General features: G+C 34.5%; 5 protein-coding genes. 4 read left to right on the top strand and 1 reads right to left on the bottom strand.

What is annotated here, in order from left to right:
- Window positions 1-187: 187 nt before the first annotated feature.
- Window positions 188-2,092, bottom strand: coding sequence for an endonuclease MutS2 (locus RUH74_RS13720; RefSeq protein WP_313800873.1), 1,905 nt, complete (start codon window positions 2,090-2,092; stop codon window positions 188-190).
- A gap of 678 nt (window positions 2,093-2,770) precedes the next feature.
- On the opposite strand from RUH74_RS13720, the gene RUH74_RS13715 reads away from it, so the two are divergent.
- From RUH74_RS13715 to RUH74_RS13700, 4 genes are all read left to right on the top strand, one after another.
- Window positions 2,771-4,120, top strand: a complete 1,350-nt coding sequence (locus RUH74_RS13715; RefSeq protein ID WP_313800872.1) for a TrkH family potassium uptake protein — start codon at window positions 2,771-2,773, stop codon at window positions 4,118-4,120.
- Between the two features lie 305 nt (window positions 4,121-4,425).
- The gene (locus tag RUH74_RS13710) at window positions 4,426-5,910 is read left to right on the top strand and encodes a spore germination protein (protein ID WP_313800871.1); all 1,485 of its coding nucleotides are present in this window, start codon (window positions 4,426-4,428) and stop codon (window positions 5,908-5,910) included.
- A 28-nt stretch (window positions 5,911-5,938) separates the two neighbouring features.
- Entirely contained in the window at window positions 5,939-7,036 is a 1,098-nt protein-coding gene (locus RUH74_RS13705) for a GerAB/ArcD/ProY family transporter (RefSeq protein WP_313800870.1), read from the top strand.
- A complete protein-coding gene (locus RUH74_RS13700; RefSeq protein ID WP_313800869.1) occupies window positions 7,020-8,105 on the top strand; it encodes a Ger(x)C family spore germination protein in 1,086 nt (361 codons plus the stop codon). Before RUH74_RS13705 ends, RUH74_RS13700 begins: the two co-directional genes overlap by 17 nt.
- Window positions 8,106-8,129 lie beyond the last annotated feature (24 nt).

Below are 8,129 nucleotides of genomic sequence, written 5' to 3'. Positions count from 1 at the left end.
AAAAGGGAAAAGCAGGTTCGTAAAGAACTTATAGTAACCTGAATTAACAAAAAGTGGAATAATTGGTTTCATATAAGAACAACAGTAACAGTTAATTACATTTAATGGAAAACCAAGGCGCGAATAATAAGTTTAGTGACCAGTATTAAATCTAAGAGGGAATACTGGTCACTAATTCTGCTTATAATTAGTTGTTTTTTCTATTCCTAATCTCTGCACTCACTCTTTTTAATGCCTTTTTTGAACCTCTTTCAATATCTCGCTGGAATTTCCGCTCATCATACCGAACAAATAATGCATTTAAATCGTATCCTTCCGGGTATAATTCGCTTGCTTGAATCTCAAGCTCCAACCTTTTTGCGCTAACTTCTATAAATGCTTCTTTATATAGGACGGTCACATTATTAAAGGAGTCTTTCTTTTTGTATACAATTCCGAAATCATTATATTCTGTTAGCTTCACCTTATCTCCAACTTCAAATTCATAATCGGCAGCTTCTTTCAATGCTTCATCTTGGATTTTGCGGATTTTGCTTTCCCTTACTCGCTCTAAATCATAATTTTTATTATCAATATAATTCTGAGCCTTTTGCAAAATATGCTCAGGGATATTCATTTTCTTGGCTATCCATAGCGCATTGCTATCTCCAGACTTTCCAATCAATAGCTTATACAGTGGTTCAAGTGTATCACTATTGAATAGCATAGCGGCATTCATGAAATCGCTATGAATTTCTGAATATCGTTTAATTTCTCCATAATGCGTGGTCGCTACGGTAATACATCCTTTTTTGTAAAATTCCTCGAGAATAGCGATAGCTAAAGAAGCTCCTTCATTTGGTTCAGTTCCACTTCCGATTTCATCGAAAAGCAGGAGTGTATGATTATTTGATGCACTCAATATTTCTGAAAGGTTTTTCATATGGGATGAAAAGGTACTGAGTGAATTTTCAATGCTTTGATTATCGCCAATATCAACAAATATTTGATCAAACACAGCAAGCTCTGTTCCTTCATCAGCAGCAATGTGAAAACCTGACATGACAGCTAGTGACAAGATTCCAATTGTTTTCAAAACGATCGTTTTTCCGCCTGCATTTGGACCTGTAATAATTAAGCTGCGATATTTGTGGCCTATTTCAAAGTTGAGCGGCACAATCGTACCTTGTAAAAGGGGGTGCTTGCACTTTACGAGTTTAATATACCCATGATTATTCAATTTCGGTTCAATGGCATCTATGCTTTTACTATACTTTGCTTTTGCAAAGATCATATCGTACTGTGCGATTAGTTCAATATTAATTTTGATTCTTTGAATTTCTTCAAGGATTATTCCTGAAAGGGTCGCTAATATTTGATATTCTTCGATGGCTTCCTCCGCTTTTAGAACAGCTAATTCTGCATTTAGTTTCGAAACGGCAGCAGGTTCGATAAATACAGTGGAACCTTTTGCGGAAACTTCAACGATTGATCCTGATACTTTGTTTTTATACGAAGCTTTAATAGGAATCGTAAAACGGTCATCTTTTTTGCTTATAAAAAATTCTTGAATACAATCTTTATTTGCACTGCTTCTTAAAAATTTATTCAAACGCTCCTTAATTTTATCTTCTGTCTTTGATAAGTGATTGCGAATTCGTTTTAACTCTTTGCTTGCTTCGGAATCCACACTGTTCCCTTTTATGGAGAAATTAATTTCATCTTCAATCCCTCTAAATTCAGTCATTGAGTGCGCGTAAGAATGTAAAATCGGTGCATAAAATTCTTTATCCGCCATAAACTTCTTAATATTTCTGCATCCTCTTAAAAAGTCTGAAATCGCGATTAATTCTGAAGGGCTCAGCATCATGCCTTTTTCAAGCTTATCGATGTGATTTCCAATATGTGTAATCCCTTTTAATGGCAGATTGCTTTCGGCATCCAATAGTCTCCTTGCCTCTGTTGTTTCGTTTAAACGGTTCCTTACAGCTTTAATGTTTGAGCTTGGGTGAAGTTTATCAAGTAACTCCTTGCCTAGACTGCTACTGCAAAAAGATTTTACGATTTCTTTAAGCTTATTATATTGTAATTTTTCAAATGACATTGTATTCATGTGTTTGCCTCCATAATCCTTATTTAGAGATAAAAAAATGCCCGCAATAACACACCTACCTTTCCAAGTAACAGCAAATAAACCGTTAGTTGGATAGAAAGCTCCTGCGGGCACAATGCTTTATATAAATACAAAGCATAATTATCGTTAACAATAAGGAGAATGAAGCAAAAAAGCATGACAGGACATATCCCGCCATGCTTTTCGACATAACATACTTATATGTTACACGAATATATGGAAAAGGAAGCAGTCTTAAGGTAGGTATTCACAACGAAACTCATTGTGAAAAAAGGCATACTTAATAAACTGGCAAAACCAGTTATTAAAAACCTTATTCAACTAAATTAGTTGATACCTACTCCCGACATAAATCCCCACACCTTTTTTTAGAATAAATAAAATATAGCATTATTTTAAAGTAGTGTCAATGACTGAAGGGATTCTACTTTAAGTTGGGTTGACATTTTTAAAGGGTGAGAGTATTTTATTACTATTCTTAATAAGACCGTAAATAAGTCTTTTGCTGGGCTAACATGATATTAAGAATCCATCCTTTCAAACCTTAAACCTCAACTGCCCTCGTAGCATTTTGATTTAATGGTTGATGGACCTTTTTGAAGGTTATTCTAAAAAGGCAAATTAGAGCAATCTAAACAGGAGATGGGGTATTACCTAGTGTACGCATTTTTTAGTAAAAAAAGCTTTAAACCAGCTCAAATCATTGTTGCATTTTATTTCATTGCTGTTATTATTTCTACTATTTTACTTAGTTTGCCTTTTGCGCTGAAACCTGGGGTTAGTTGGACCTTTTTAGATGTCTTGTTTACAGCAGTTAGTGCATTAAGTGTTACTGGACTTTCTGTTGTATCTATAGTAGATACGTTCAGTACAGCAGGCATATTTATTCTCATGTTTATTCTTCAGTTTGGCGGAATTGGAATTATGACGCTCGGTACCTTCCTGTGGTTAGTAATGAGAAAAAAAATAGGACTAAGGGAACGACAATTAATTATGACTGATCAAAACCAATCAAATTTATCTGGATTGGTCCGATTAATGAGACAAATTTTTATTATGATTTTGTTGATTGAGATAATAGGAGCCCTTATTTTAGGTACGTATTTTCTTAATTATTTCCCAACATGGAAAGAAGCTTATTTACAAGGTCTATTTGCTTCGGTTAGTGCAACAACGAACGCGGGATTTGATATTACTGGAAATTCGCTGATCCCGTTTGCAAATGATTATTTTGTTCAGTTTATTAATATTCTACTGTTAACTCTAGGAGCCATTGGCTTCCCTGTATTAATTGAACTAAAGGAATACCTATTTAATCGGAATAAAAGCCACAGAACACATTTTTCTCTCTACACCAAACTAACAACAATCACATTTTTTTCGCTTATGGCTGGTGGAGCAATTATTATTCTACTATTCGAAGCTACCCATTTTTTTGAAAATAAATCTTGGCATGAGTCATTTTTTTATGCGCTGTTTCAATCATCAACCACTAGAAATGGCGGGTTAGCTACAATGGACGTAAGCCAATTTACTGACTCTACATTATTAGTCCTTTGTTTTTTAATGTTTATCGGTGCATCTCCAAGCTCTGTTGGGGGTGGAGTGAGAACGACAACTTTAGCAGTGAATATGTTAATTTTGGTCTCCTTTGCGAAAGGTCAAAAAAACATAAGGGTTTTTAACCGTGAATTACACGAAGAAGATGTAAGAAAATCGGTTGTCGTTAGTACGCTTGCAGTGCTTCTTTGTTTTGTAGCAACTATTATTCTAACGGCTAGTGAACAATTTACTACTTTAGAGATAATATTTGAGGTAAGTTCTGCATTTGGTACGACCGGATTATCCATGGGAATCACGCCTGAGTTAAGCTCAATAGGGAAAATAGTCATTATTACACTAATGTTCATTGGAAGAATAGGCATCCTCTCATTTATTTTTCTTTTTAGCAAAAGAGAAAAGGAAGTTAATTACCATTATCCGAAAGAACGAGTGATTATTGGTTAATTCATAAAAGAACAAAAAAATATATAAATGCTCTGAACTTTTTAAGTCATCCGTTCTAGTTTAAAACGGATGACTTTTTCATTTTCTTTTATTTAATCTCCCTAAAAGGTGCGAATCATGCATCAATTATGTTGTAAAAAAGCAGATTCAAAAGAATAACTCATTTCGATTCTGCTTTTTATATCGTGCTTTTCAATTATACATAATAGCAGGATCTAAAAGGTGAAAGCGTATAATTTAAAGGGTTCTTGTAAAGTATGAAAATAGGTACTCATTTTATATTTTTTTAGACGGGTGATCTTTAGATGCGAATATGGAGAAACAAAAGAAAAACAGACAGAAGTGACGAGGATCATTCTTTTCAAGTATTGTTACAGCGATTAACGGAATCCGATGAATTTACTCAATTTACGTATGCATCAAGATCATCAACGCTATGTATAGGGTATTATACATCCTTAGTAGACACAGAAATTTTGCATCGAGATATTTTGCCATACTTAAAAGAGTTGGAGATCATGAATGCCTTGCCTAATGTTCTTCCCATTGAAGAAGTAAGTCTTGAAAAGGACGCGACAAAAATTCAAGAACAACTGTTAAGAGGATTTATCCTTATATTTGATATCAATAATTTAAACCAAATGGGTCTTGCAAAAGCAAGTGTGGAAAGGACGCGGCAAGTAACAATTCCTGAGGTAGAATTTAGTGTAGTAGGGCCGAAAGAAGCTTTTGTAGAAGCGCTTGACACGAACATTAATCTTGTCCGAAAAAGGTTGCCGCTTGCAGATCTGGTAATAAAGGAAATGCAAATTGGGAATTTGTCGAAAACAAGAGTTTCCGTTCTTTATATTGATGGTATCGCTAATCAAGAGAATGTGAATACTGTTGTCCAAAGGCTTTCAGAATTGCAGGTGGACCAAATTAATGATAGCTCTTATCTTACACAGCTCATCCAGGATAATCAGAATTCACCATTCCCGCAATTGATTGATACGGAGAGGCCTGATCGGATTGCTTCGGTACTTGGGGATGGAAAGATTGCGATATTAGTTGATGGTGCTCCACACGGACTAATTGGACCGACTACGTTTTTTGAATTTTTTTCTGCATTTGAAGATTATTTTTTAAATTGGACAGTTGCTTCTTTTTTTCGCTTAGTCCGATTTTTTGCGGTTTTTTTCTCAATTTTAATTACGCCAATTTATGTGGCAGTTCTTACCTACCATTATGAATTAATCCCTAAAGATATGCTTAGTACATTAGTCACTTCAAGAAGCGCCATTCCATTGCCCCCCATTATGGAAGCGGTTGTTTTGGAACTGACGATTGAGTTATTAAGGGAAGCAGGAGCAAGACTCCCTACAAAGGTTGGACAGACTATTGGTATCGTTGGAGGTATTGTCATTGGAACGGCATCAGTAGAAGCTGGCTTAACAAGCAATGTATTGTTAATTATTGTTGCATTGGGAGCTTTAGCATCCTTTACGACACCTGTATACCAAATGGGCAATACGATCCGACTAATTCGTTTCCCTTTTTTATTAATGGCGCATTATATTGGTCTATTAGGCGTCGCTGTTAGTTTTTGTTTTCTGCTAATTCATTTATTAAGGTTATCCTCTTTAGGCAGACCATTTCTTGAACCATTTTATCCGCTTAGAGTTCAGGATTTAAAGGATTCACTTATTCGGCTGCCTTTTTCAATGCAAACAAAGAGACCCATTCAGGAACAAACAGAGGATACAATGCGATTTAATCCAATGAAAGCAAAAGAAAAGGATGATATATAAGGGATTGAGAAAGGGAGCGGTGTTTTAATTGGAAAAAAAGGAACTGCAAGTATCACCTTTTCTAGTTTTCTTTATCATTCATGCGGTTCAAGTAGGGGTTGGGGTATTAGGATTCCAGCGGGTAATAATGAAGTCTGCTGGGAATGATGCTTGGATGGTTGTCATAGCAGCGGGTATGTTGGTAAGCTTCATCATCTGGCTTATGTATGTATTACTTAACAGGCACCAAAAGGATATAGTTCAGATTCATAAGGAGTTATTTGGAAAATGGGTTGGTGGCGTTATAAGTCTAATCTGGATCATTTATTGGCTATTGATTGGAATTGTAACCTTAAGAAATTATTTAGAGATTGTTGAGGTATGGATGTTTCCTACAATTAATATGTACATGTTTACACTGATTTTTACTATTCTCGTCTACTATTGTGTAACCGGAGGATTCCGAGTTGTTACTGGGCTAAGCTTTTTAGGCGTTTGTATCCCATTTTATTTATTTTTTACGTTTTTTTTTCCTGTCGAGTTTGCGCATTTCCGAAATTTGCTGCCTATTTGGAATCATTCTATAAAGGATTTAACTATTTCGATAAAGGATATGATTCTTGGATTTTTAGGATTTTCAACCTTGCTCATGTATTATCCATACATTAAGCACCCAAAAAAGTCGCAAAAATGGGCACAATTAGGCAATTTGTTAACCGTAGTCATTTATTTATTTATTTTAATTATCACCATTGGATTTTTTAGTGAGGGACAAGTAAGCAAGCAAATTTGGGCAACCTTATCTTTGTGGAAAATTGTGGAAATGCCCTTTGTAGAAAGGTTTGAATATATTGGCATTACATCATGGGTCTTAATCATTCTTCCAAATATTTGTTTTTCTGTTTGGGCAGCAACAAAAGGCATTCAAAAAATTTTTAATCTAAAACCGAAAAAAGTACTGTTAGTACTATTGAGTATATTATTTTGTACTTCTGTGGCAATACAGAGCCGGGGGGAGATTGCTCTGTTAAGTAAAATTATGTCGTTAATAGGATTATGCTTAGTCTTTGTTTATATTCCTTTGCTCACCCTTATATCTTTTTTTATATCGAAAATGAGGAGGGGAAAGCTTGAAAAGAGTTCTTAATATAGTTGTTCTTTCCATAATAATGTCAATGTTTCTTTCAGGATGCATGAATATTAAAGAGAGAATATTAGATGACATACAATTGGCGACCGCGGCAGCCTATGAATACATAGATGAGGATAAGATTGAGGTAACCGCAGTATTCCCGAATTTTCAACCTGATAAATCTGTAAAAAATGAAACACTTGTAGCTTCATCGATTCTCAGTAAAGAAATTCGCGATAAACACAGTTTGCAATCAGAAAAACCATTGGTCAGCGGAAAATTGGAAGTTACTTTATATGAAAAGAAAACAGCAGAAAGGGGAATAAAGGATCTATTAGATACTTTACAGAGAGATCCATCTGTTGGATCCAATGTTTATCTTGCTGTCATTGACGGAAGTCCTCGAGAGTTATTAAGCAAGCAATATGGGAATATGGATAATGGTATTTTTTTATCTAACCTAATCGAACAAAACATTGAATCGGGTTTGATTCATAAAACGAATTTACATCAATTTTTATATAAGTATTATGCGGAAGGAATTGATCCGATGCTTCCGATTATTGGAAGAAAGGACGGGAAGATCAATCTTAAAGCAATTGGTTTATTTGATAACGATAAAATGGTTGATCATATTGAAGAGAAAGAATATTTTTATTTGAAAATCCTTTTAAATCGAAAAGGTGAAAATGATACCCATGCGATTCAATTAGACGGAAATACAAAGGTTTCCATATTTAATATTCGTTCAAAAAGAAAATATCAAATACCAAAACCAATGACAAATAATGAGATAATCATTCAAGTAAAAATAAAATCGATGATTCGAGAATATAATGATGGAATATTAACTAAGCAAAAGTTAAAAGAACTAGAACAAGCGATGGAAGAAGATATAAAAAAGAATTCAGAAGAAATGATTAAAAAATTCCAAGAAAAAAAAATAGACCCGTTAGGTGTTGGTGAAGAGGTCCGTACCCGAACACGAAAATGGAATAAAGAAAAATGGGAAGAAATCTATCCTGATATAAAAATATCGGTACAGGTTACAATGGATATAATTGAATCAGGAATCATCGAGTAGCAAACAAGCACAAAGCAAATGAAA

The sequence above is a fragment of the Cytobacillus sp. genome, from assembly GCF_032154635.1.
In the GTDB taxonomy this organism is placed as follows: Bacteria; Bacillota; Bacilli; order Bacillales; family Cytobacillaceae; genus Cytobacillus.
This window is presented reverse-complemented; position numbering and strand designations above follow the sequence as displayed.